The sequence below is a fragment of the Mesorhizobium sp. M0189 genome (genome assembly GCF_040322135.1).
GTDB lineage: Bacteria > Pseudomonadota > Alphaproteobacteria > Rhizobiales > Rhizobiaceae > Mesorhizobium.
On record NZ_JAMYSW010000019.1, the window covers coordinates 72010 to 94297 of the forward strand.

At 61.4% G+C, this 22288-nt stretch carries 22 protein-coding genes and 1 tRNA gene; 4 read left to right on the forward strand and 19 right to left on the reverse strand.

The features are described from left to right. Positions 1 to 84 precede the first annotated feature (84 nt). From NKJ09_RS26905 to NKJ09_RS26925, 5 genes are all read right to left on the reverse strand, one after another. On the reverse strand, positions 85 to 3849 hold the full coding sequence (locus NKJ09_RS26905; RefSeq protein WP_352495822.1) for a vitamin B12-dependent ribonucleotide reductase: 3765 nt from the start codon (positions 3847 to 3849) through the stop codon (positions 85 to 87). 653 nt (positions 3850 to 4502) lie between these two features. Continuing rightward, positions 4503 to 4991 (reverse strand): NUDIX hydrolase, encoded by a 489-nt coding sequence (locus NKJ09_RS26910; protein WP_352495823.1) that lies wholly within the window; start codon positions 4989 to 4991, stop codon positions 4503 to 4505. Positions 4992 to 5192: 201 nt separating this feature from the next. Beyond that, complete coding sequence (gene gpt / locus NKJ09_RS26915; RefSeq protein ID WP_352481145.1) at positions 5193 to 5693, reverse strand: xanthine phosphoribosyltransferase; 501 nt, start codon at positions 5691 to 5693, stop codon at positions 5193 to 5195. Between the two features lie 127 nt (positions 5694 to 5820). Beyond that, entirely contained in the window at positions 5821 to 6654 is an 834-nt protein-coding gene (locus NKJ09_RS26920) for a universal stress protein (RefSeq protein ID WP_352495824.1), read from the reverse strand. Between the two features lie 79 nt (positions 6655 to 6733). Next, a complete protein-coding gene (locus tag NKJ09_RS26925; protein WP_352481143.1) occupies positions 6734 to 7483 on the reverse strand; it encodes a competence/damage-inducible protein A in 750 nt (249 codons plus the stop codon). A 146-nt stretch (positions 7484 to 7629) separates the two neighbouring features. Here NKJ09_RS26925 and NKJ09_RS26930 point away from each other — a divergent pair, with 146 nt between their 5' ends. Continuing rightward, on the forward strand, positions 7630 to 8616 hold the full coding sequence (locus tag NKJ09_RS26930; protein ID WP_352495825.1) for an alpha/beta fold hydrolase: 987 nt from the start codon (positions 7630 to 7632) through the stop codon (positions 8614 to 8616). Positions 8617 to 8713: 97 nt separating this feature from the next. On the opposite strand, the gene NKJ09_RS26935 is transcribed toward NKJ09_RS26930, so the two are convergent. From NKJ09_RS26935 to NKJ09_RS26970, 8 genes are all read right to left on the reverse strand, one after another. Beyond that, positions 8714 to 9607 (reverse strand): carbohydrate ABC transporter permease, encoded by an 894-nt coding sequence (locus NKJ09_RS26935; RefSeq protein WP_352495826.1) that lies wholly within the window; start codon positions 9605 to 9607, stop codon positions 8714 to 8716. A 1-nt stretch (position 9608) separates the two neighbouring features. Then, complete coding sequence (locus tag NKJ09_RS26940) at positions 9609 to 10460, reverse strand: carbohydrate ABC transporter permease (protein WP_376705884.1); 852 nt, start codon at positions 10458 to 10460, stop codon at positions 9609 to 9611. A gap of 185 nt (positions 10461 to 10645) precedes the next feature. Further along, positions 10646 to 11971, reverse strand: a complete 1326-nt coding sequence (locus tag NKJ09_RS26945) for an ABC transporter substrate-binding protein (protein ID WP_352495827.1) — start codon at positions 11969 to 11971, stop codon at positions 10646 to 10648. 33 nt (positions 11972 to 12004) lie between these two features. Next, complete coding sequence (locus NKJ09_RS26950) at positions 12005 to 13090, reverse strand: ABC transporter ATP-binding protein (protein WP_352495828.1); 1086 nt, start codon at positions 13088 to 13090, stop codon at positions 12005 to 12007. A 164-nt stretch (positions 13091 to 13254) separates the two neighbouring features. Further along, on the reverse strand, positions 13255 to 13494 hold the full coding sequence (locus tag NKJ09_RS26955; RefSeq protein WP_023674770.1) for a DUF2188 domain-containing protein: 240 nt from the start codon (positions 13492 to 13494) through the stop codon (positions 13255 to 13257). Positions 13495 to 13521: 27 nt separating this feature from the next. After that, the gene (locus tag NKJ09_RS26960) at positions 13522 to 13815 is read right to left on the reverse strand and encodes a DUF982 domain-containing protein (RefSeq protein WP_352495829.1); all 294 of its coding nucleotides are present in this window, start codon (positions 13813 to 13815) and stop codon (positions 13522 to 13524) included. 62 nt (positions 13816 to 13877) lie between these two features. After that, positions 13878 to 14195: an SH3 domain-containing protein gene (locus tag NKJ09_RS26965; protein ID WP_023717438.1), complete on the reverse strand. Its 318-nt coding sequence runs from the start codon at positions 14193 to 14195 to the stop codon at positions 13878 to 13880. A 112-nt stretch (positions 14196 to 14307) separates the two neighbouring features. Further along, positions 14308 to 15411, reverse strand: a complete 1104-nt coding sequence (locus NKJ09_RS26970; RefSeq protein ID WP_352495830.1) for an NADH:flavin oxidoreductase/NADH oxidase — start codon at positions 15409 to 15411, stop codon at positions 14308 to 14310. A 154-nt stretch (positions 15412 to 15565) separates the two neighbouring features. On the opposite strand from NKJ09_RS26970, the gene NKJ09_RS26975 reads away from it, so the two are divergent. Then, positions 15566 to 16144, forward strand: a complete 579-nt coding sequence (locus NKJ09_RS26975) for an NUDIX domain-containing protein (RefSeq protein WP_254817694.1) — start codon at positions 15566 to 15568, stop codon at positions 16142 to 16144. Between the two features lie 611 nt (positions 16145 to 16755). On the opposite strand, the gene NKJ09_RS26980 is transcribed toward NKJ09_RS26975, so the two are convergent. The 5 genes from NKJ09_RS26980 to NKJ09_RS27000 form a co-directional block, all read right to left on the reverse strand. Then, positions 16756 to 17199, reverse strand: a complete 444-nt coding sequence (locus tag NKJ09_RS26980; RefSeq protein ID WP_352495832.1) for a hypothetical protein — start codon at positions 17197 to 17199, stop codon at positions 16756 to 16758. Further along, on the reverse strand, positions 17186 to 17704 hold the full coding sequence (locus NKJ09_RS26985; RefSeq protein WP_352495833.1) for a hypothetical protein: 519 nt from the start codon (positions 17702 to 17704) through the stop codon (positions 17186 to 17188). Before NKJ09_RS26985 ends, NKJ09_RS26980 begins: the two co-directional genes overlap by 14 nt. 86 nt (positions 17705 to 17790) lie before the next feature. Beyond that, positions 17791 to 18528 (reverse strand): TIGR04255 family protein, encoded by a 738-nt coding sequence (locus NKJ09_RS26990; RefSeq protein WP_352495834.1) that lies wholly within the window; start codon positions 18526 to 18528, stop codon positions 17791 to 17793. Next, a complete protein-coding gene (locus NKJ09_RS26995; protein WP_352495835.1) occupies positions 18525 to 19007 on the reverse strand; it encodes a hypothetical protein in 483 nt (160 codons plus the stop codon). The genes NKJ09_RS26990 and NKJ09_RS26995 overlap by 4 nt, the downstream gene beginning before the upstream one ends. 115 nt (positions 19008 to 19122) lie before the next feature. Next, a tRNA-Leu gene (locus NKJ09_RS27000) sits at positions 19123 to 19208 on the reverse strand. 279 nt (positions 19209 to 19487) lie between these two features. Here NKJ09_RS27000 and NKJ09_RS27005 point away from each other — a divergent pair. After that, positions 19488 to 19940: a cupin domain-containing protein gene (locus tag NKJ09_RS27005; RefSeq protein ID WP_023717441.1), complete on the forward strand. Its 453-nt coding sequence runs from the start codon at positions 19488 to 19490 to the stop codon at positions 19938 to 19940. A gap of 87 nt (positions 19941 to 20027) precedes the next feature. On the opposite strand, the gene NKJ09_RS27010 is transcribed toward NKJ09_RS27005, so the two are convergent. Then, complete coding sequence (locus tag NKJ09_RS27010; protein ID WP_352495836.1) at positions 20028 to 20240, reverse strand: hypothetical protein; 213 nt, start codon at positions 20238 to 20240, stop codon at positions 20028 to 20030. A 202-nt stretch (positions 20241 to 20442) separates the two neighbouring features. Here NKJ09_RS27010 and ade point away from each other — a divergent pair, with 202 nt between their 5' ends. Next, positions 20443 to 22254, forward strand: a complete 1812-nt coding sequence (gene ade / locus NKJ09_RS27015; RefSeq protein WP_352495837.1) for an adenine deaminase — start codon at positions 20443 to 20445, stop codon at positions 22252 to 22254. Positions 22255 to 22288 lie beyond the last annotated feature (34 nt).

Consider the following 22288-nt stretch of genomic DNA (forward strand, 5'->3'; position numbering starts at 1 on the left):
TATTCAAACTAATTTCATCACCCAACGGCCCGCTGCAAAAGCAGGTCGTTGGGTTTTGTGGTTGGACTAGTTGGGGAAATGGCCTCAGCTACACCCGCTCGTCGCCCCACAAGTATCGCACTTCTCGCACGTCCCGTTCCGCACCATCGTGAAATTATGGCACTCCGAGCATTCGTTGCCGGTGTAGCCCTGCATCAGCGATTGCTGGCGCCGGTTGGCGGCGAGCGCTTTGGCTTCGGCTGCTTCTTTTGCGGCCTCGTCGGTGAACAGCTCCGTGGGGTCGGACGCTTCCGCGTAGACGATGTCCTCGACCAGTTCCCTGGCGCGTTCCTCATAGTCGCGCTTGTAGGCGATGGCTTCGTCGCTGGCCGGCTTCAACGTCAGCACGTTGGAGCCGGAGAAGGCGGTCGGGGCGGTACGGGACGGAGTTCCGGAGCCCGCGCCGGCAAAGCCCTTGGGCTCCGCTCCCATGCCCGACACCAGCTTGACCGGCGAGGCACCGCGGGTCAGGCCCTTGGAGAAGGGCGTCGCCTTGCCTTCGTTGATGCCGCGCCCGAGTGCGGTCTTGTCGAAATCCGACTGGTCGACATGGGCGAGATCGTGGCGGCCGAGATAGGATACGGCAAGTTCGCGGAACACGTAGTCGAGGATCGACGTGGCGTTCTTGATGGCGTCGTTGCCCTGCACCATGCCGGCCGGCTCGAACTTGGTGAAGGTGAAGGCCTCGACATATTCGTCGAGCGGCACGCCATATTGCAGGCCGAGCGAGATGGCGATGGCGAAGTTGTTCATCATCGCCCGGAAGGCCGCACCTTCCTTGTGCATGTCGATGAAGATCTCGCCGATACGGCCGTCGTCGAACTCGCCGGTCCTGAGATAGACCTTGTGGCCGCCGACGACCGCCTTCTGGGTATAGCCCTTGCGGCGGTTCGGCAGTTTCTCGCGGTCGCGGTAGAGACGCTCGACGACGCGCTCGACGATCTTCTCGGTCACCTGAACGGCGCGCTGCGCGGCCGGTCCCGCGATCAGCTGCTCGACGGCTTCGTCCTCGTCCTCCTCGCCATCGGCGAGCAGCGAGGCATTGAGCGGCTGCGACAGCTTCGAGCCGTCGCGATAGAGCGCGTTGGCCTTCAGCGCCAGCTTCCACGACAGCATGTAGGCGCCCTTGGCGTCTTCCACCGTCGCGTCGTTCGGCATGTTGATGGTCTTGGAAATGGCGCCGGAGATGAAGGGCTGCGCCGCCGCCATCATCATGATGTGGCTGTTGATCGACAGCGAACGCTTGCCGATCTTGCCGCACGGGCTGGCGCAGTCGAACACCGGCAGGTGCTCGGCCTTCAGGAACGGCGCGCCTTCCAGCGTCATCGCCCCGCAGACATGGATGTTGGCGGCCTCGATGTCCTTCTTCGAAAAGCCAAGCGCCGGCAGCATCTCGAACGAGAAATCGTTGAGCTGCTCATCGGTGAAGCCAAAATTCTCCTTCACCCATTCGGCGCCCAGCGTCCACTGGTTGAAGACGAACTTGATGTCGAAGGCCGACTTCAGCGCCGCATTGAGCGCCGCGATCTTGTCGTCGGTGAAGCCTTTTGCCTTGAGCGAGCCGGGGTTAATGGCAGGCGCCTGGTTGAGATTGCCATGGCCGACGGCATAGGCCTCGATCTCGGCGATCTGGCTCTCGGAATAGCCAAGCGTGCGCAACGCTTCCGGAACCGCACGGTTGATGATCTTGAAATAGCCGCCGCCGGCGAGCTTCTTGAATTTTACCAGCGCGAAGTCGGGCTCGATGCCGGTGGTATCGCAATCCATCACCAGGCCAATCGTGCCGGTCGGGGCGATCACCGTTGCCTGCGCGTTGCGGTAGCCATGCTCCTCGCCAAGCTCGATGGCGCGGTCCCAGGCGGCCTTGGCATGGTCGGCAAGCTCTTGCTGCCTGAGATCCGAGGCGACCAGCGGCACCGGGTTGACGGCGAGCTTCTCGTAGCCGTCCCTGTCGCCATAGGCAGCACGGCGGTGGTTGCGCATGACGCGCAGCATGTTCTGCGCATTGCGGTCGTAGTCGGGGAAGGCGCCGAGCTCGGCGGCCATTTCAGCCGAAGTGGCATAGGCGGTGCCGGTCATGATCGCGGTGAGGGCGGCGCAGATGGCGCGGCCCTCGTCGGAATCATAGGGAATGCCCGAGGTCATCAGCAGGCCGCCGATATTGGCGTAGCCGAGGCCGAGCGTGCGGTACTCGTAGGAAAGCTTGGCGATCTCCTTCGACGGGAACTGCGCCATCATGACGGAGATTTCCAGCACCATGGTCCACAGCCGCACCGTGTGCTCGTAGGCGGCGATGTCGATGGTGCCGTCGGCGTTGCGATAGGGCAGAAGGTTGATCGAGGCCAGATTGCAGGCGGTGTCGTCGAGGAACATATATTCCGAGCACGGATTGGACGCCCGGATCGCACCGGCCGAGGCGCAGGTGTGCCAGTCGTTCATCGTCGTGTTGAAATGCAGGCCCGGATCGGCCGACGCCCAGGCGGCATAGCCGATCTTTTCCCAGAGATCGCGCGCCTTCAGCGTTTTCAGCACCTTCCCGTCCTTGCGGGCGGTGAGATGCCAGTCGCCGTCCTGCTCGACCGCGCGCAGGAAATCGTCCTTCAGCGACACCGAATTGTTGGAGTTCTGGCCGGAAACGGTGAGATAGGCGTCCGAATCCCAATCGGTGTCGTAGGTCTTGAACGACATCGAGGTGTAGCCCTGCTTGGCGAACTGGATGACGCGGTAGATGTAGTTCTCCGGCACCGCGTCCTTCTTGGCCGCCTTGATCTCGCGCTTCAGCGCGGTGTTGACCGCCGGGTCGAAGCAATCGTCGCCATTGCCTTCGCAGTTGATGCAGGCCTTCATGATCGCTTCGAGGTGCTTCTTGACGATCTTCGAGCCGGTGACCAGCGAGGCTACCTTCTGCTCCTCATTGACCTTCCAGTCGATGAATTCCTCGATATCGGGATGATCGGCGTCGACGATGACCATTTTCGCGGCGCGACGCGTCGTGCCGCCCGACTTGATGGCGCCGGCGGCGCGGTCGCCGATCTTGAGGAAGCTCATCAGGCCCGACGAGCGGCCGCCGCCCGACAGCTTTTCGCCTTCGCCGCGCAGGAACGAGAAGTTGGAGCCGGTGCCGGAGCCGTATTTGAACAGGCGCGCCTCACGCACCCACAAATCCATGATGCCGCCCTCGTTGACGAGGTCGTCCTGCACGCCCTGGATGAAGCAGGCATGCGGCTGCGGATGCTCGTAGGAAGACTTCGACTTGGTCAGCTTGCCGGTGAACGGGTCGACATAGAAATGGCCCTGGCTCGGGCCGTCGATGCCATAGGCCCAGTGCAGGCCGGTGTTGAACCATTGCGGCGAATTCGGTGCGACGCGCTGGGTGGCCAGCATATAGGCGAGCTCGTCGCGGAAGGCGCGCGCGTCTTCCTCCGACTTGAAGTAGCCGCCTTTCCAGCCCCAATAGGTCCAGGTGCCGGCAAGCCGGTCGAAGACCTGGCGGGCGTCGGTCTCGGAACCGTAGCGCTCGGCTTCCGGCAGCTTGGCCAGTTCAGCCTCGTCGGCGACCGAGCGCCACAGGAAGGAGGGGACTTGCGTCTCCTCGACCTTCTTCAGCCGTGCGGGAACGCCCGCCTTGCGGAAATATTTCTGCGCCAGGATATCGGCGGCAACCTGGGAGAACTGCGCCGGCACGTCGATGTTGTCCAAGCGGAACACCACCGAGCCATCCGGATTCTTGATCTCCGAAAGCGCCTTGCGGAACTCGATCTCCGCGTAAGCTGATTGCCCTGGCTTGGTGAAACGACGCTCGATGCGCATTGGTCCGGTCCCTTTTGTCTACATATAGCGCTTTTCCCAGAGGATTTCTGCCCTCTTGACGAAACGCGCATGGCCGCCGTCTGCCGGCGTTCGAAAACCGCCGGCTCTCATCTTCACAGTCTCCGCCGCCCTGCCGGTCGAACCTCTTGCGAGGTCGCTGTCCAACGCGCTGACGGACCCTGTGGGTCCCTCAAAACTGAAAACTTTTTGCAACACCCTCGGTCGAGGGAAATTCACATTATCTAGCGTCGAACCTACCTGCAAACACTAAATATAGTATTAACAGACAATTTATTCAAGTCCGACAATCCTCCCTTTCGCCACCCAAGGCTTCAAAATCCCACGCCTTCGCCGGCCTCGTAAACAGGCGGGAATGCGGCTCAAAACGCACATATTCCGGGAAAAAGACCGGCCTCGAAACTTTTCCGGTCGCACTCTCAACAGGAGCGCATGGCCTATAAAAGGCGACTCGTTTTGCGCCGTCAAGGATTCGTTTGCGTAGCTTTTATGACCCCAACATCTTGTGTGTCACATATGTGGATAACGGGGACAGAAGCGCGCTGATTTCCGTTTTTGTAGCCACAAGCCTGGTGCGACGCTCGAAGGCCTTCGCCGCAGCGAAGACCATGCCGACTCGGAAGCCATGTGCCGACTCAGTTGAAGCGATGCGGGTCAGCACCGAAATGGCCGATGATCTGACAAAGGTCGGGCTCGTTGACCATGCGTACCGCCTCGGCGGCGCTGACCCATTTGCGGATGCGCGCCCGCTTTTCCTTCCACCGGTCGGCGACCTTGTCGACGTGCAGCGGAAACACCAGCACCTCGCAGGGCACTTCCTCGCCGGACGCCAGCACCTTGGCATAGAAATAGCGGCCGGCCTCATGATGCGAGATCGTGCCGCGCAGCCCGGCCTCTTCGCCGGCCTCGCGCGCCGCTGCTTCGCAAAGCGGCTCCTTTGCTTCCGGCCAGCCCTTGGGAAGCACCCAGCGGCCGGTATCGCGGCTGGTGATCAACATGACCTCCACGCCGTCCTCGCTGTCGCGCCAAGGCAGCGCTGCAACCTGCAGGCGGGACGGCACCGTGCCGAAGAGTCGCCGGACTCTTTCGGCCAGATGGTTGTGCGTCGTTGGCCTTGTCAACATCGGAGAAGCTTGCCCCAGCTTCCAGAATCGTTTTGCCGTCTCGTAAATCTTACGGCTAATCATAAGCAATAAAAGTAAAAAACTTCATGTGGACTGGTTAACCACTCCAATGGGCGTCGATTAAGGAAATATCGTGTGCCGGGGCCACTCCTTCAAGGAGTGCTCGACGCTGTCTTCCGACGGAAGCGGCGTTACCGCGAATCAGCCGGCGTGGTCGTCGGCGATCGGCTTTTGGTAGGTGAAGCCCATGTCCCAGGGAAAATAGATCCAGGTGTCCTGGCTGACCTCGGTAACGAAAGTGTCGACCATCGGCCTGCCTTTCGGCTTGGCATAGACGGTGGCGAAATGCGCCCTAGGCATCATCGCGCGCACGATGCCCGCCGTCTTGCCGGTGTCGGTGAGGTCGTCGATGATCAGCACGCCAGCGCCGTCATCGGCGAGCAGCGCCGGGGTGACCTCCTTCAGCACCTGCAACTGCCCCTGGCTGGTATAATCGTGATAGGAGGCAACGCAGACCGTCTCGATGATGCGGATGCCGAGCTCGCGCGAAATGATGGCGGCCGGAACCAGGCCGCCGCGCGTGATGCAGACGATTGCCTTCCATTGCCCCTTGTTGGCGCCGGCAAGCCGCCAGGCGAGCGCGCGTGCATCGCGGTGGAACTGGTCCCAGGAGACCGGGAAGGCTTTTTCGGGCAGGGACATCTTTCGCGCACTCCGCAAAGCGCGCATCGCGCGCAGACACTATGGAATGCGGGCGGAATTAACTGGAAAGGCTTGGCCTTGGCAAGGGCGCGGCAAAGCGATTGTCCAACCCGTGATCTCTATGAACTTACCGCGACAGGAAAGCCGCCACCGGCGCGGTCCGCAGCACCGTTCGCGTCACCCCGCCGAACAGCAGCTGGCGCAGCCAGGAATGGCTGTAGGCGCCGAGCACGAGCAGGTCCGCGCCCGATTCGGCGACCCTGGTCTGGATGATGTCGTCGACCGAGGCGCCGCCGGACCTCAGCACCGAGACGCTGACGGTCGCGCCGTGCCTGGACAGCGAGGCGGCGATCTCGGCGGCGGCCGTTTCCGGCGCCTCTTCGAGCGTATCCGGCGGGTCGATGACGACGATGTCCGTCTTCTCGGCCTCGATGATGAAGGGCAGGGCATCGAAGGCCGCGCGTGCGGCCTCCTTGCTGCCGTTCCAGGCGAGCAGCACGTGCTTGAAGCTGGTGACCAGCGGACCCGAATGCGGCACCACCAGCACCGGCCGGCCGGCATCGTAGACCAGCGTGTCGACGTCGGCGCTCGGATCGCCGCTCGATTCGCGCTGCGCGGCGATGATCAGATCCGCGGTGCGAACGGTCGAGATACCGGTCAGCGCACTGTCGCCGGAAAAACTCTCGAGGCTGCGCCACTCGAACGACAGGCCGGAATTCTCGACGCGTTTGTGAAAGGCGGCCTGCAACTTCTCGGCGCGCTCCCGGTTCATGTCGGCCGAAACCTGCAGGAACTCGGTGTCCGGAAAGCCGGTGGCCGAGGTGTAGGGCACGGGCAGCGCCTCGGCATGAATGCCGATCAGATGGCTCTGGAACCGGCTGGCCAGCGGGATCGCGCAGTCGAGAACGCGCTCGGCGTCCTGTTCATTCTGCAATATGGCAACAATGGTCTTGAAGCGCATGGGCAATCCCTCAGTTTTTCGGCGATCCCACTCGTGACAAACGTCACGGCGCGATGCTTGGTTCCGTCACGCCTGCCGATCAGCCCACCTTGCTTGCCTTGGTCAGGCCCGCCACCATAACCTCTACGTCGGCGCGCGCGGAGTCCAGCGCCTGCTGGCTGCGGGCGCGCACCACCAGTTCCGTCCAGAATTTGCCGTCGCCATATTTCGGGTAGGAGCCGATGATCGTATCCGGATGCGCCTTCTGGATATCGCCCAGCGGGCCGCCGATCAGGCCTTCACCGAACGGACATTCCACGGTTGCCGACAGCATTTTGGTGCCGGCCCGTAATGTCGGCACGACATTGTCGAGCATCGCCTGGAAAATCGCAGGCACGCCGGCCATGACATGGACGTTGCCGATGCGAAAGCCCGGCGCAACCGACACCGGGTTGTCGATGTGGTCTGCCCCGCGCGGCATCCGCGCCATGCGCTTGCGCGCTTCGGTGTATTCGATGCCGCGGGCAGCATAGCTTGCCTCCAGCAGGGCGTAGGCCCTGGCGTCGTATTCGCACGGCACGCCGAAGGCCTTGGCGATGGAATCGGCGGTGATGTCGTCATGCGTCGGGCCGATGCCGCCGGTGGTGAAGACATAGCTGTAGCGGGTGCGCAGCGCATTCACCGCAGCGACGATCTCGTCTTCCTCGTCCGCAACGATGCGCACTTCCTTCAGGTCGATGCCGATCGCCGTCATGATGTCGGCGAGGTGGCCGATGTTCTTGTCCTTGGTGCGGCCGGACAGAATCTCGTCGCCGATGACGAGCATGGCGGCGGTGACGATTTCGGTCATGGCAGGCTCCGGCAACGGGTCGCCTGAGATAGCGCGGCGAACGGCCGGCGGCAATGCCGCCAAACGACGGATCCACCTGTGCCACCTCCCTTGCAGTGGAACCTTCGGCGGGTGATGCTGCACCGGTTTGGGCCATGAGCAAGAACATGCCGGTATCGATTCTTCTATGGCTGCTCGGCGCGCTGTTTCTGCTGGCGCTCGTCGTGGCAGCTTATCCTGTGCTGGCGACGCTGCGGATTGCGGCGAAAGCCGAAAGGCTGGTGCCGGCCAGCGGTAAATTCATCGAGATCGACGGCAATCGCATCCATTATTTCGAGATGGGCGAGGGGCGGCCGATCGTCTTCCTGCACGGCCTCGGCGCGCAGCTTCATCAATTCCGCCACACGCTGTTCGGACGGTTCGGCCCGAACTATCGGCTGATCGCGCTCGACCGTCCGGGTTCCGGCTATTCAGTGCGGGCCTGGCGCGCCAGCGGGCGGCTGCCCGAGCAGGCCGAGATCGTGCGGCGTTTTATCGAGGCGCTTGTGCTGGAAAAGCCGCTGATCGTCGGCCATTCGCTGGGTGGCGCCATCGCGCTGACGCTGGCTGTCGAGCATCCCACCGCGATTTCCGGTATCGCCTTGCTGGCGCCGCTGACCCATCTGGAACCGGACGCGCGCGAGAAGTTCGGCCCGCTATACATTCAGTCGCCGCTGCGGCGCCGGATCATGGCTCACACGGTGGCGATCCCGGCGGCTCTCAGATACGCAGAACGCACGCTGGCCTTCATTTTTGCGCCGCAGGCGAGGCCGGCCGACTATATGATCGAGGGCGGCGGCTGGTGCGGGCTCAGGCCAAGCCATTTCTATGCAACGTCGACAGATGTCGTGGCCATCGAGCACGACCTTGGCCGTATCGAGCAACGCTATGGTGAGATCACCATGCCGGCCGGCATTCTGTTCGGTGCTTCCGATATCGTCCTGGGCATCGATATCCATGGCTGGCCGCTGATGGAAAAGATCAGCGGGCTCGATTTCGAGCCGGTCGAGGGGCTTGGCCATATGCCACAATTCGTCGGGCCGGAACGGGTCGTCGCTTTCATCGAACGCATTGCCGACCGCGCATTTGCGCCGAAGTCCGACACCAGCAGCTGACACCCTCCCGGAACCTCACGCAAAGGTGTGCAACCCGCCGCAGCCTCGGCCGGCAGGGTGCCTCGGGACATCCCGGCCGCCGGGAATACCTCCGAACTTATTCCTTCACGGCTCCGGTCATCGAGGAAACATAGTGCTCGACAAAGAACGAATAGAGCACCACCACCGGCAGCGAGCCGATCAGCGCTCCCGCCATCAGCGCCCCCCATTCATAGACGTCCGAGCGCACCAGTTCGGTGAGCACGCCGACCGGCAGAGTCTTGTTTTCGGACGACTGGATGAAGGTCAAGGCGTAGATGAACTCGTTCCATGACAGCGTGAATGCGAAGATGCCCGCGGAAATCAGGCCCGGCACCGACAGCGGCAGCACGATCTTGGTGAGGATCTGCCAGCGGCTCGCCCCGTCGATCAGCGCGCATTCCTCCAGCTCGAACGGGATCGAGCGGAAGTAACCCATCAGCAGCCATGTGCAGAACGGGATCAGGAAGGTCGGATAGGTGAGGATGAGCGCGAAGGGCGTGTCGTAAAGCCCAAGGTTGAACACCATCACCGACAGCGGAATGAACAGGATCGACGGCGGCACGAGATAGGCCAGGAACACCGCGAGGCCGACCTGCCGCGCCCCGGAGAACCGCAAGCGTTCGATCGCATAGGCAGCGAACACTGCAGCCAGCAGCGACAGGAAAGTGGCGGCGGTCGAGATGATGATCGTGTTGAGCAGCCAGCCCGGATAGGACGTCTCGAAGAGAAGATAGCGGATATGCTCGAGCGTCGGATGCACCACCCAGAACGGATTGAAATTGGCGTAGTCGGTCATCTCGAGGTTGGGCTTAACCGCCGTGATCGTCATCCAGTAGAACGGAAACAACAGCACGATGACGAAAATCAGCAACGGCAGATAGACCGTCACCACGCGGCGCGGCACACTCTGCAGGTAGCCCATGCCGCCTTCGTCGAGTTCGGGGCGTTTGCTCGTTTCGATCGCGGTCATGTCAATCTCCGCCGCCCTGCTGCCATTTGCGGCGTTGCAGGCCAAAGTAGCTGAACAGGATCGCCGCCAGCAGGAACGGGATCATGGCGACTGCGATCGCGGCGCCTTCGCCAAGCTGGCCTCCGGAAATGCCGCGCTGGAACGACAGCGTCGCCATCAGATGGGTGGCGTTCACCGGCCCGCCGCGCGTCAGCACATAGATCAGCTGGAAATCGGTGAAGGTGAACAGCACCGAAAACGTCATGGTTATGGCGATGATCGGCGTCAGCAGCGGCAGCGTCACATAGCGGAACAATTGCCAGCGGCTGGCGCCGTCGAGCGTGGCGGCCTCGTAGAGCGACTGCGGAATCGTCTGCAGGCCGGCAAGCAGCGTGATCGCCACGAAAGGAATGCCGCGCCAGACATTGGCGGCGATGACCGAAGCGCGCGCATTCTCCGGATCGCCGAGGAAGTTGATGCGATGGTCGATCAGGCCCATTTCCATAAGCGCCCAGGACAGGATCGAGAACTGCGAATCGTAGATCCACCAGAAGGCGATGGCCGACAGCACCGTCGGCACCACCCAGGGCAGCAGGACGATCGCGCGGAAGAACGACTTGAACGGCAGGTTCTGGTTGAGGATAAGCGCCAGCCAGAGGCCTAGCGCAAACTTCAGGATCGAGGCGCTGATCGTGTAGAGCAAGGTGTTGAAGACGGAGAGCCAGAAGACGGCGTCATCCCACAGATATTCGTAGTTCTCGATGCCGATGAAGATGCCGGGGCGGCCGATGCGGGCATCGGTGAAGCCGAGCCAGACGCCGAGCCCGAGCGGATAGGTTAGGAAGACCAGCAGCAGCGCCGCCGCCGGCAGCATGAAGCCGAAGCCAAGCGCGTTATGACTTTCAGACACGAACGTCAAAATGCGCGACAGCGTCGACCGGGGTGGCTGAGCGGCAGCGGAGGTCACGGCCATGGGTCGGCTCCTCTAAGTCTCATTGATCGGCCAGGCGGCCATGCGCGATTCGAAGCCGGGCAGCATGGCTGCCCGGCTGAATCCGCTCAAACGCGATAGTAGCGGTTTGCGCGCTTCTCGGCTTCTGCCATCGCTTCTTGCGGCGTCGCCTGGCCTGTCACCGCCTTGGCGAACATGTCGACCAGCACATAGTCGGCCATGGTCGCCGCCGAAGCATAGCCGAGCGGGCCGGCATAGCCGTTGGGCCGCAGCGTCGCCGAGGCCTTGGCGTAGGCGGCATTGTTCGGATCGGCCGTCCACACCGGGTTGTTGTCGAAGGCTTTGAGCGTCTGGCAGCAATAGCCCGCCGAGGACGTGATCCACTGCGACATTTGCTGTTCCTCGAACATGAACTGCAGATAGGCTTTGGCCGCATTGGGGTAGGGCGTGTAGTCGAAGATCACGGCCGTGGTCACCTGGAACAGCTCGACGGATTTCCCGACAGGACCGATCGGCAGGTTGGTCGTGCGCGTGTCCTTGGCGATTTCGGTCAGTTTCGGATCCTTGTCCTTGTTGATCTTGGCGGTGTTGTAGGCGGAAATGCCATTGGCGATCACGCTCAATTCGCCGGCCAGGTAGGCGCGGTTGTTGTTGACGTCGAGCCAGCTTTCGGTACCGGGAATGAAGGTCTTGTAGAGCTGTTGCGCGTATTCGATCGCCTTCAGCGTCTCGGGGCTGTTGATCGTCACCTTGCCGCTCTCGTCGACCATCTGGCCGCCATGGCTCCATAGCAGCCAGTGGGCGTAGTTGTTGCCGTCGCCGACGCCGTGGCCATGCGTGAAGCCGGCCGGGTGTCCCTTCGCCTGCAATGCCTTGCAAAGCTCGAGCAAGCCTGCCGTGTCCTTCGGAAATTCGGAGAAGCCGGCCTCCTTCACCCAGCTTTCACGATAGACGATGGCATTGCCGATGGTGGCCAGCGGCAGGCCGAGGAATTTGCCTTGCCGTGTCGCATATTGCTTCGGTCCATCGTGCCAGCCGCCATATTTCGAGCCGAGATATTCGCCCAGTTCCGTCACGTCATGCAGCTTGTCGGGATATTGATGCGGGTCGTCGAACCAGACCAACATCAAGTCCGGGCCGGAGCCGACATTGGCGGCGACCGCTGCCTTGGGACGGATGTCCTCCCAGCTTTCCTTGTCGACGCGGACCTCGACACCGGTCGCTTCGGTGAAGCGCTTGGTGTTGGCCAGCCATTGATCCTCGTCGCCCTGCACGAAGGGCGACCAGCGCAGCAGCCTGAGCTTGGCGCCGTCCTCGGGCTTGTACTTCAATCCCTCCTGGGCAAAGGCGGGAGAGCCGATGAGCCGGCTTCCCAAGGCTCCCGCCGCAGCGCCGGCGGTGGTGCGGATCACGTCGCGTCTGGTGAATTTCATGCTCGCTTCCTCCTGCTTATTGTCCGTGCCGTCCTACTGCTTGATGGGTGTTTCGAACCGCTGTCCGGTTTTGCCGTGAAAGAGATGGATGAGGCCAGGCTCGGCCGTAAGCCAGATGGTTTCGCCCGGCGTGAAGGAATGCCGTTCCCGGAAATTGGCGACGATCTCCTCGCCGCCGGCGGTTCGGCCGATGAGCTGCACTTCGGACCCTGTCGGCTCGACCACCACGACAGTGACCGGAATGCCCTGATTGTCGGATAGCCGCAAATGCTCGGGCCGTATCCCCAGCACGACCGGCTCACCATTGCCGATGGAAAGTGCCGAGGCCAACGGGACCGAAATCCCTCCGGCGCCGCGAAACGACGGCGAGCCGTCGCTTACGATCTCGCCCCTGAGCATGTTCATGGCGGGCGAGCCGATGAAGCTGGCGACAAAAAGATTGTTCGGCCGGTCGTAGAGTTCGAGCGGCGGCCCGATCTGCTCGACGATGCCGTCGTGCATGACGACGATCTTGTCGGCCATGGTCATCGCCTCGATCTGGTCGTGGGTGACGTAAACCGTCGTCGTCTTCAGGCGCTGGTGCAGTTCCTTGATCTCGGCGCGCATCTGCACCCGGAGCTTGGCATCGAGATTGGAGAGCGGCTCGTCGAACAGGAAGACCTGCGGATCGCGCACGATCGCGCGGCCCATGGCGACGCGCTGGCGCTGGCCGCCGGAAAGCTGGCGCGGATACCGGTCGAGCAGCGGCACCAGTCCCAGGATTTCGGCCGCGCGCCGCACGCCGGCATCGCTCTCCGTCTTGGGAACGCCCTTGAGCATCAGCGAGAACGCCATGTTCTCGGCGACCGTCATATGCGGGTAGAGCGCATAGTTCTGGAAAACCATGGCGACGTCGCGCTCTTTTGGCGCAACGTTGTTGACGATACGTTTGCCGATCGCGATCTGGCCGCGCGAGATCTTTTCCAGGCCGGCGATCATCCTGAGCAGGGTCGACTTTCCGCAACCCGAAGGACCGACCAACGTGACGAACTCGCCGTCGTTTATATCGACGCTGACCCCGTGCAGGACCTCGACGGTCCCAAATGACTTGTAGACATCGCCGATTGCGACAGACGCCATCGATCTCCTCCCGACTGATTCCTGCAACGACTTCGAAGGAAACCGCTTTCTTGCCTGGCCCGCGACAGCGCCCAGGCTCCTCCCCGGTCACGCGCGATGTCAGACGGTAGCGCTACCAAACCGACCTGTAAAGCAGCCCGGCATCACCTGGATATCGACACACCCTAATCCGAAACCTCGGTCTGCGGCCGGTCGCGGCCATCCGCGAGCTCGTCGTGCCATTTGCCGTCGGCGTCCTCGTACTGGATGCCATCGGTGTTGCCGGCGACCTGCTGTTCGGCCGAAGCGATCTCGGCGGCGCGCAACGCGTCCTGATGAGTGGGGAACGTTTCGGAGAATGTCGAGCCGACCTTGTAGGCCCAGCCTCCGTCATGCTCGACGATCTTATAGGTCAGTTTCGCCATGAACCCTCCGGTTGAAAGCCCGTTGCCTCAATGCAGCCTATCGTCGGCCAGTCTGTCGTCTGGCAGCCTGTCGTCCGTAACCAGCACGTCCGATTCCCTGGCGGCTTCGATCAGTGCCCGACGTGCATCGGCCGTCGAACGATAACCTTCCAGCACTTTTAGGCAAGTGTCGAGGGCATCACGATGACGCGGCCCGCGATTGAGTGGCCAGACCGTCATCAGGCACTCCGCCGCCTCCTGGGCGCTGCGGATATGCCGATATTTGCCGACATGGCCGAGTTCGACCACGACCGGCTTTTCAAATGGCTTGCTGTCCATCATCGCCGCCAACGCGGAGCGGCCGATTTGGTTGCAACAGCTATTTTAGCTCAGGCGAAAATACCTCAATAGCCGCAGTCGTTGCGCAGCCAGCGCGCATTCGCCCAGCCGGCGCGGCCGCCGAAATCGACCTGGTACCAGTTTCCGCGACGGTCAAAGATCTCGGTTTGGTCGCCGTTGAACAATTGCCCGATCATGCGCGACGACGAGTTCGGCCGGGCCCGAACGGCGAGAAAGCCGCTTCCCGTTGCCAGATTGTAGTGCCTGGAAAGACCGTGCACCGTGCCTTCGCAATATTGCGCCCCGGCCGGCGTCGATGTGGCAAACGACAGCCCGGCCAAAACCGCGGCAGCAGCCGCAATGGAAATCCCCCTGAACGACATGTCTCTGCTCCCCCAACCTGCCGCGCCCAGCCGCGGCCCTCGCCACTCTACACCGGCAGAGGATCAAAGCGAAGCTATGGTTCCCTGTCCAGCGAGGTGAGAACCCGCCCCGTCAGTTCGCCGCCTTCATCCAATGCTGCATCGTCGTCACCGAGCGGGCAAGCTGCGGCGCCGGGTGGATTTTTTCGCCGAAGGTGGCCGCGGCGCGCCAGCCCCAGCGCGGATCGGCAAGGAAGGCGCGCGCCAGCGCCACCATGTCGGCGCGCCCGTCGGCGACGATCGCCTCGGCCTGTTTCGGATCGTCGATCAGGCCCACGGCCCGCGTCGCGATGCCGGCGCCCTTGCGCACCGCTTCGGCCAGATGAACCTGGTAGCCGGGTCCGGACGGCAGCTTCTGCAACGGCGAATTGCCGCCGCTCGAGCAGCAGAGATAGGCGACGCCGACTTCCTTCAGCGCTTTTGCCACTTCGATCGCATCCTCGACGTCGAAGCCGCCATCGACCCATTCCTTGATCGACAGACGCGCGCCCAGCATCAGTCTGGGCACGGCCTGCTTCACCGCCTTGGCGATTTCGACGGCGAAACGCATGCGGTTTTCCAGCGAGCCGCCCCAGCGGTCGGTGCGCCGGTTGGAGAGCGGCGACAGGAACTGGAAGATCAGATAGCCATGCGCGGCATGCAGCTCGATGAAGTCGAAGCCGGCGCGCTCGGCACGCCGGGCTGCTTCGGCGAAGCGTTCGATGATTTGCAGGATCTCGTCGTCCTCCAGCGCCCGCGGCACCTGCCAGCCGGTGTCGTAGGCGATTGCCGAGGCCGACACGATCGGCCACGGATCCTGATCGGCGTGCAGCGGGCCGCCGCCTTCCCAGGGTTTCCGGTTGGAGGCCTTGCGGCCGGCATGGGCAAGCTGCGTGCCGAATTTCGTGCCCGGCGCGGCGACACGCTTGGCTGCATCCAGCGTGCGTCGCGCCGCCGCCTCATTGTCCTCGGAATAGAGGCCGAGACAGCCATGCGAGATGCGGCCGCGCCGTTCGACCTCGGTCATCTCGACGGTGACCATGCCGGCACCCGACATTGCCAGGTTCATCCAGTGATAGAGGTGCCAATCGCTGGCCGAGCCGTCGTCGGCCGAATACTGGCACATCGGCGCGACCGCGATGCGGTTGGGGAAGGTCAGGCCGTCGAGGGTGATCGGCTGGAAAAGCGATGAGGTCATAAAAAAACTCCGCGAAGGGTTGCCGCTATTTATGCAGCCGATTGTGCCAGCGCCAGACACGAGACGGTGAACCGGTGCTCTGGACCAATAGCTGGCCGGATTGCAAGAACCGCCGTTCGCGGCTACGCCTTGCCGCGGCAGCAGGGAGTCCACCATGGAAGATCGCATTCGCATCCGCTCTGAGGAAGTCCTGTCCGACGAATGGGCGGTTTTGAAAAAGACCGTCTTCGACTACCGCCGGCGCGACGGCAAATGGGAAACGCATACCCGCCAGACCTACGATCGCGGCGACGGCGCGGTGATCCTGCCTTTCGATCCCGAGCGCTCGACTGTGCTTCTGGTGCGGCAGTTCCGCTACCCCGCCTACGTCACCGGCCACAAGGAGCCGCTGATCGAGGCCTGCGCCGGCCTGCTCGACGAAGACGATCCCGAAACCTGTATCCGCAAGGAGGCCGAGGAGGAACTCGGCTATCGGCTGAAGGACGTGCAGCGGCTGTTTTCGCCCTATATGAGCCCCGGCAGCGTCACCGAGCGGCTCTGGTTCTTCGTCGCTCGCTACTCGCCCGCCGACCGCATTTCCGACGGCGGCGGCGCCCACGACGAAGGCGAAGACATCGAAGTTTTGGAGATGCCGCTAGACGAGGCACTGGCCGGCATCCACGACGGTCGGATTATCGATGCCAAGACGATTATCCTGATCCAGCATTTGAAGCTGAACCCGATCGGGAGGTGAGGGTGGTGGAGCGGGCCGGGACGTCGCGGCGTTAATTTTCTGAGCCGCCGCCGGGCCGGTAGTCTATAGCGGGATGCTGGTCACTTCCGAATGCGTCATTCTCACTGTGAGAATGATCAATCCTTGGCGCGATTCTCGCGGGGGGCCCCCAAGCCGCATCATCCTTCACTCAAAATGTTCCCGCATAGCGAAACGCCGCTCAACCCGAGGGAGCGGCGTTTCTATCATGGCCAGTGTCCTAAACCTCTAGACGATCCCGCAATGGTTTGGGGAACCGGATTCGACCGGCATTTCTGGCTTGTTCGTTTTGCCTAGGCAGCCTCGCGAACGCCTAGGTTCCATCTTCCCACTGAGTCTTCTCCAAAACCAGACAATCTTCCCGCCTGAGATGACCGGCAGCGAACATAGCGAGTTCGCGGGTGGCTGCTGATTTTCCCATATTTGTCGGGTCGTCCACCGAGCCAACTCTGAACGCAATTGTATCGTCGTTTTCCATCGTGTAATCGAAACTGGTGTTGCAGCCGCTGCAACCTATCAAAGGACTTCAACCCTCTTGGGGCGACGCTGGCCACCTTTCTGCGTCGCCGTCATCATCGCTTGAAAGTCGGCTTCTAGGGGATGCTAGCGTTCAGAAACCAGTCTGACCAAGCGCCGGTTGCAAGCACTTCAAAGAGTTCCAGTTCATCACGGGGATAGCGGCGCACAGCCGCGTGGGCATCATTGTCTGGCTCTGGTTCGTGGACAATCCGAACGCTATGGCCGCGGGTCGAGCAGGCGGAACGAATGTCGCTCACCTTACCCCGCGCAAACCCACTTTTGGATGAAATTTTCAGAGAGCTTTTGCGTAGCGTATGGACAGCTGCGATGATCTTTTGCTGGTCAGATCCCGCAAAATGTTCAAGCCAGTTTGCGGACAGATATGAATCAACATCGCGCATCACGAATGCCTCGGGGAGAACTCCGATAACTTCGTCCGTGCCATCGGCCTTCCGCAACTTGGAAAATGGGACGCTTCGTATCAGGTAGTCTTCATCCGGTATCTTATCTCCCTTCATCAGAAAACCACTGCGCCGGATTGTATGGCTGCAAAACATCAGGAAGCCGAAGAATTGTGGTTTGACCGGCTGCCGTCTCACAACCCATATCGGTCTGGGTAGATATCACCCACCGAACGGTGTCATCGGACTTACAAACGATGGTGAGGCGATTGTTTCCCGTTGTCCAAGACGCCACCAAATTCCCATCACTGGTCGCGCCAAGCCCAGGCCGCCGGGCTTTGAGAAAAATCAGCATGCGAATAAAAGTCAGCGACGACCCGGAAACAACCGGCTTGTCCTCTTCATCCCATTCTTCCGCGTCAAGGAGGCTATCGACCTGTCTGAATAGGCGCGCCCTCCAGTCCGAGGACAACAGATGCATGGCAACTGTGTTTGTCGTGACCTTGAAAATTGCTTTGGCGTTTTCCAACAGCGTATCGAGATGGCTGTCACTACCGCGAGGCTTGCTATCACCCAAAGGCGTGAATGACCTGGTGAGCGCATTGGACAATGCATAATTCATCTGCGTTGAATATGCGCCGGCCGCCCCACTCGGGGGCAGCGCCGTCAGGGTTCGTGGATGAGCCGCTACCGTATGGGTAGTTCTTGTCATCGAAATAAATCTCTGGTTCGGTCGGTAATGCAGCGCTCAAAGATGATGTTCTTCAACGGCCGCGCCTCTTCGAGAATCGCCAGAACATCGGCACTTTTGGATGGTATGTCGCGCATCCTAAAGACGTCAATGTCCAACAAAAGGGACATATGGTTCAGCAATGGCGACGGTGCAACTATGGTAGACATAATGTTGCAGTCCCAATGAGGATTGGCTGTCGGCATTGACGCTTGAACTAGAAATGAGGACATCGGCTTGTCGGAAATCTTTGGGACTTGCGGCAAGAAATTTAAATAGTCGTTGAGTTCAATGCGTTCTTCGCCGTTAATTGGTATGTCTATACGGTTAATAAACCTAGCCCCAAGCCGAACAACACTCCTTCCCGATGGTCCCTTTGACCAAATACGCCAGTTTTTCCCAATGCGTTCACTTAAAACTTCCCACCCTGGATAGGGTGCGGCACGTGCAACTATCAGGCTGGTATCCGCGAAGATTACGATATCTGCTTGGTCATCCGAAGTCCTTCGGAAGCGATCAGGTGTTTGATCGGAATGGACTGTGGCAGCACCACCTAGCGTGTCGATGCGAACCTGAATGCCCTTTTCAATGGATTGGTTCTTGTAGTCGCCCGCTACCTTGTTCGACATTGCCTGCAGGTCGTCAAAGGATATCGAATTATTTGTGACGAACTCAACGACAGCTTCGACAATCGGCGGACGGAGATAGGAATTCACCAGATTGCCCCTTTTGGCTCTTTTTCAGGGCATTCTATATCGACACGCTGCGGCCGGGTCGAGCGCTGGTTTTGCAGCGAATCCGAAGCGCGGGCGGCGACGGCGCGGGCCTCATGCTCATAGAGAATGTGGGAATAGCTCAACCCGGCCAACATACCTCTTACTTCGTGAGCACGCTGCGGATTAGCCTTCAGCGCGGAGTTCATCGAATCGTTCATGACCGGTGCCCAATTCTCCACATCGGCCGCCACGGCGTTGCTGGCATCGGTGCGAAGCTGAGCGAAGACGGTACGAACATCCCATTTCTTCGTCATCCCGGCATAGTCCAGACCACGATTCCGGGCCTCGGAATCGAAGCGGTCGAACGGTGCTTGGTCGTCGCCAGTGATGGCATCGATGAGGTCGGGCAACTTGGCCAAACCCATGGCGGCGACGCCAAGGATACCGGGGGCAAACAAAAGCAGGTCAGACCATGCCATGGCGCGACTCCACCTTAGCGATAAGTGAATGGATACCCTCGCGGATACCCCGGACAATTTTTAGCAGGGCGTCCGGCAAATCTGAAAAAGTCGAATTATTTCGCAACTCCAAATCTGGTGCGGACGACGGGAATCGAACCCGTACGATCAGAGATCGAGGGATTTTAAGTCCCTTGCGTCTACCAATTCCGCCACGTCCGCAGGCCAGCCCTTTTCAGCCGCCAGCCAAAGGCCGTCAAGCCGTCTTCTGCCGTCGACAAATCTGGCACTGGAAGCTAGCGAGGCCGATCACCTACAGTGATACAAACAAAATCGTTTCACCTGGAAATGTTTTTAGCGGCAGCTTCCGCGGCTACCGCGAATGCGCGTCCCCCGTTCGCAGGATGCGTTCGGGCGCTCTGCCCTGGTAAGGCTCGAAGTGGCAAGTGGATCGGCGCTCCGATACTCGACGCCATCCTCTACAAACACTGGGAGATTGTCATGCTCAAGCTTGCCTCTGCCCTGGCACTGCTGCTTGTTGGGACGGCGCCTCTGTTTGCCGATGAGATGCCGATGAACGCCAAAGACATCAAATGGGGTCCTGCTCCTGCTGCCATTCCCGCTGGGGCGGAAATGGCTGTTGTCGCGGGAGATCCCTCAAAGGACGGCGCCTTTGTGCTGCGGTTGAAGACACCCGCCGGCTACAAAATTGCCGCACATAATCATCCCACCACGGAATACGTAACGGTGCTTTCCGGCAACTTCCATGTTGGAATGGGCGATAAGTTCGACGAGGCGAAAGGCGTCGAACTGACTGCTGGCGGCTTCGGCGTCGCGCCGGCCGGAATGAATCACTTCGCCTGGACGACAAGCGAAACGATCATCCAGGTTCATGGCGAGGGGCCATTCAAGATCACCTACGTCAACCCGGCAGACGATCCGAGCAAGAAGTGACAGTTCGCGATCGAATTGATTGAACCGGCCGAAGGCTCGAACGATGGAGTGCGTCAAACTCCGCGAGCGTCGATTCAGAAGGATCCTCTAACGAGACGAAGGCTGATTGGCCGCAACGGAATCGTATTCCGCCTGGGCCATTTGCCATGAATGGCGCAATAAAAAAAACCCGCCTCGGGAGGACGGGTCGTTGGAGCCAATTGGCACCATACCCAAATTAGTAGCATAGCTGCCGGCACAAAGCAAGAACAAAGTTGCTGCGGCCGACGCAAAATGCCCTTGGCGATTGGCGAAAGCCATGGTGGCATCAATCTCCCTCCTTGAGGGGGAGATGGCCGGTAGGCCAGAGGGGTCGTCGCGCGTGGATCGGCGACCCCTCTGTCGCCTTCGGCGACATCACCCCCTTGAGAGAGGAGATCGGCAGTTTCGCCGTCGGCGCTTACTTCCTCGCTGGTCAAAATCCTCCCGGCTTGGCACAGTCGGGCAAAGAGGAGCCTGTTTGATGCCGAAGACCGCCAATGCGACGAAACCAAAACCCTGGGCCGAGATGGCGACGCATCTGGTCGATGTCGCCATGGGCCGCAAACCCGCCGATCTCGTCATCCGCAACGGGCGCTGGGTCAACGTCCATTCGGGCGAGATCATCGCCGGCACCGACATCGCCATTGCCGGCGGCCGCTTCGCCTATTGCGGGCCGAATGCCGGCCATGCCATCGGCCAGGGCACCAAGGTGGTCGATGCCGGCGGCCGCTATCTGGTGCCGGGGCTTTGCGACGCGCATATGCATGTCGAGAGCGGCATGGTGACGGTGACGGAATTTTGCCGCGCGGTGATCCCGCATGGCACCACCTCGATGTTCATCGATCCGCATGAGATCGCCAATGTGCTCGGCCTTCAGGGCGTGCGGCTGATGCATGACGAGGCGGTCGCCATGCCGGTCAACGTGCATGTGCAGATGCCGTCCTGCGTGCCGTCGGCGCCGGGGCTGGAGCATGCTGGCGCCGAGCTGACCGTCGCCGACGTTGCCGAGGCGATGACCTGGGAGAACATCATCGGGCTCGGCGAGGTGATGAATTTTCCGGGCGTCGCCGCCAACGATCCGGTGATGTCGGGCGAGATCGCGGCGACGGTGAGGGCCGGCAAGACGGTCGGCGGGCATTATGCCTCGCGCGATCTCGGCCTGCCGTTCCATGGCTATGTCGCCGGCGGCCCGGAGGACGACCACGAAGGCACGCGCGCCGAGGACGCCATCGCGCGCGTCCGCCAGGGCATGAAGGCGATGCTGCGGCTGGGCTCGGCCTGGTACGACGTGGCATCGCAGATCAAGGCGGTGACGGAGAGCGGGCTCGACCCGCGCAACTTCATCCTGTGCACCGACGACAGCCATTCCGGCACGCTGGTGCATGAAGGCCACATGGACCGGGTCGTGCGCCACGCCATCAGCCAGGGCTTGAAGCCGGTGACGGCGATCCAGATGGCGACGCTCAACACCGCCCAGCATTTCAAGCTGGAACGCGAGATCGGCTCGATCGCGCCGGGACGGCTTGCCGATCTGCTGATCGTCTCCGACCTGGCCGAAATGACCATCGACGAAGTCTATGCCCGCGGCGTCAGGCTGGCCAAGGGCGGCAAGCTCGAAATCGACATTCCGGCCTACAATTATCCGCGGACGGCGAAGAACACCGTCAAGCTCGGCAAGAAGCTCAAACCTGCGGATTTCGATATCGCGGCACCCAAGGGCGCCAACGAGGTACGGGTACGCGTCATCGGCGTCATCGAGAACCAGGCGCCGACGCGGGCGCTGGAGGCCGATCTTGCGGTGGAGGACGGACTGGTCGCCATGGACCGCCGCAACGATGTCTGCCAGATCGCATTGGTCGAGCGTCACAAGGGCACCGGCGGCGTCACCAACGCCTTCGTCTCCGGCTTCGGCTATATCGGCGACTGCGCCATGGCCTCCAGCGTGGCGCACGATGCCCACCACATCATCGTCGTCGGCACCAACAAGCAGGATATGGCCCTGGCCGTGAACCGGCTGGGCGAGGTCGGCGGCGGCGTCGTGCTGTTTTCCAACGGCAAGGAGCTGGCGCTGGTCGAAATGCCGATCGCCGGGCTGATGTCGAACGAGCGGGCGGAAATCGTCGCCGCCAAGGCGGACAAACTCAGCGACGCCATGCGCCAGATGGGCTGCTCACTCAACAACGCCTACATGCAGCACTCGCTGCTGGCGCTGGTCGTCATCCCCGAGCTCAGGATTTCCGACGTCGGCCTGATCGACGTGACGACGTTCCAGAAGGTTGATCTGTTCGTTTAGGGTTGCTGCGGTGTGGAAACCTTTTGATGCCGGC

Excerpts from the sequence above, each read along its gene's own strand:
- NKJ09_RS26925 (WP_352481143.1), bottom strand. The coding sequence starts at position 7,483 with ATGACCGAAATCGTCACCGCCGCCATGCTCGTCATCGGCGACGAGATT.
- NKJ09_RS26905 (WP_352495822.1), bottom strand. The coding sequence starts at position 3,849 with ATGCGCATCGAGCGTCGTTTCACCAAGCCAGGGCAATCAGCTTACGCG.
- NKJ09_RS27005 (WP_023717441.1), top strand. The coding sequence starts at position 19,488 with ATGCTCAAGCTTGCCTCTGCCCTGGCACTGCTGCTTGTTGGGACGGCG.
- NKJ09_RS26950 (WP_352495828.1), bottom strand. The coding sequence starts at position 13,090 with ATGGCGTCTGTCGCAATCGGCGATGTCTACAAGTCATTTGGGACCGTC.
- NKJ09_RS26965 (WP_023717438.1), bottom strand. The coding sequence starts at position 14,195 with ATGTCGTTCAGGGGGATTTCCATTGCGGCTGCTGCCGCGGTTTTGGCC.
- NKJ09_RS26940 (WP_376705884.1), bottom strand. The coding sequence starts at position 10,460 with ATGCTGCCGGCGGCGGCGCTGCTGCTGGTCTTCCTAACCTATCCGCTC.
- NKJ09_RS26935 (WP_352495826.1), bottom strand. The coding sequence starts at position 9,607 with ATGACCGCGATCGAAACGAGCAAACGCCCCGAACTCGACGAAGGCGGC.
- NKJ09_RS26975 (WP_254817694.1), top strand. The coding sequence starts at position 15,566 with ATGGAAGATCGCATTCGCATCCGCTCTGAGGAAGTCCTGTCCGACGAA.
- NKJ09_RS26955 (WP_023674770.1), bottom strand. The coding sequence starts at position 13,494 with ATGGCGAAACTGACCTATAAGATCGTCGAGCATGACGGAGGCTGGGCC.
- NKJ09_RS27010 (WP_352495836.1), bottom strand. The coding sequence starts at position 20,240 with ATGGCTTTCGCCAATCGCCAAGGGCATTTTGCGTCGGCCGCAGCAACT.
- gpt (WP_352481145.1), bottom strand. The coding sequence starts at position 5,693 with ATGTCCCTGCCCGAAAAAGCCTTCCCGGTCTCCTGGGACCAGTTCCAC.
- NKJ09_RS26985 (WP_352495833.1), bottom strand. The coding sequence starts at position 17,704 with ATGAATTATGCATTGTCCAATGCGCTCACCAGGTCATTCACGCCTTTG.
- NKJ09_RS26930 (WP_352495825.1), top strand. The coding sequence starts at position 7,630 with ATGCCGGTATCGATTCTTCTATGGCTGCTCGGCGCGCTGTTTCTGCTG.
- NKJ09_RS26980 (WP_352495832.1), bottom strand. The coding sequence starts at position 17,199 with ATGAAGGGAGATAAGATACCGGATGAAGACTACCTGATACGAAGCGTC.
- NKJ09_RS26910 (WP_352495823.1), bottom strand. The coding sequence starts at position 4,991 with ATGTTGACAAGGCCAACGACGCACAACCATCTGGCCGAAAGAGTCCGG.
- NKJ09_RS26995 (WP_352495835.1), bottom strand. The coding sequence starts at position 19,007 with ATGGCATGGTCTGACCTGCTTTTGTTTGCCCCCGGTATCCTTGGCGTC.
- NKJ09_RS26945 (WP_352495827.1), bottom strand. The coding sequence starts at position 11,971 with ATGAAATTCACCAGACGCGACGTGATCCGCACCACCGCCGGCGCTGCG.
- NKJ09_RS26970 (WP_352495830.1), bottom strand. The coding sequence starts at position 15,411 with ATGACCTCATCGCTTTTCCAGCCGATCACCCTCGACGGCCTGACCTTC.
- NKJ09_RS26920 (WP_352495824.1), bottom strand. The coding sequence starts at position 6,654 with ATGCGCTTCAAGACCATTGTTGCCATATTGCAGAATGAACAGGACGCC.
- ade (WP_352495837.1), top strand. The coding sequence starts at position 20,443 with ATGCCGAAGACCGCCAATGCGACGAAACCAAAACCCTGGGCCGAGATG.
- NKJ09_RS26960 (WP_352495829.1), bottom strand. The coding sequence starts at position 13,815 with ATGATGGACAGCAAGCCATTTGAAAAGCCGGTCGTGGTCGAACTCGGC.